The organism is Streptomyces sp. NRRL WC-3742, assembly GCF_000720635.1.
In the GTDB taxonomy this organism is placed as follows: Bacteria; Actinomycetota; Actinomycetes; order Streptomycetales; family Streptomycetaceae; genus Kitasatospora.
On record NZ_JOCF01000173.1, the window covers coordinates 1 to 902 of the forward strand.

A 902-nucleotide genomic window follows, 5' to 3' on the forward strand; every position below is an offset into this window, starting at 1 on the left:
GACCCCAGTGCGTATGAAGGCCCTCGGCCGGCACTGCCTGCACAGTGCTGACCGGGGGCCTTGTTTGTGTTGGTCAGGATTCCTCCGCCTTGCGCTACGTGCCCTTCTTCGGGGGATTCCAGCCTCGGGGTTTGGCCCACATGATCACCACACGCTCAGGAGTGATCCGTTCGCCGACCCTTGCCGCCTTCCTGAGGAAGACTCCCCCGCAGGTCCTGGGTACGCGCCGCCTGCGTTCAAGCGGTCGAGCCGCGCCACTGCCTCCTCGGCGATCTTGATTTGCGCCCTCGCGGCGGCCTCCGCCCCACTCTCTCTAGGCTGCTGCAACACAACCCAGCGCTTGGCCACCGCGACCATCGTCGGGTCGGTCGGATCGTTCTCGGTCAGCCTCTTCTTCCACTCGCCCAGGACAACTCGGAGAACCCCAGGGCGTTGGATGGCGACCGGCTCTGGGCATTCGATGCCCGAGAGGTTGTGGCCGCAGCGGAAGGAGTGGGACGTCGAGTTGGCGCGGTGCCCCTTCTCCATGTCGATACCGCCACCGGCGCACCAGGTCATGCCGGCAACGGGAAACGGCTCCGGCGGAACGTACTCGTCGTGTTTGACACCGAACTTCTCTGGCGTCTCGTGGCCTGCGGCGACGCGCCGCTGCTTGTCCCACGTGGCCTGCGAGATTCCCTGGAACCCCTTGGCGAAGACGTCTACCGGCTTCCCCTTGCCGTTGAGGTAGGTCTGCGGCCTTCCCCTCACGCTCACGGTCTGCCATCCGAGGTAGACAGGGTTCCTGAGGATCTTGCCGACGGTGCTGACTCGCACGGGGCCCCCGCGTGCGCCCGTCCATCCGTCAGCGGTCAGTCCCAGCGTGATCTTCCGCTGCGATTTCCCCTGCGACGCCTCCTCGT

General features: G+C 66.1%; 1 protein-coding gene. It reads right to left on the minus strand.

The genetic code is table 11. The features are described from left to right. Positions 1 to 144 precede the first annotated feature (144 nt). On the minus strand, positions 145 to 902 hold a 758-nt coding region (locus IH61_RS0139900; protein WP_158845907.1), incomplete at its 5' end, for a recombinase family protein.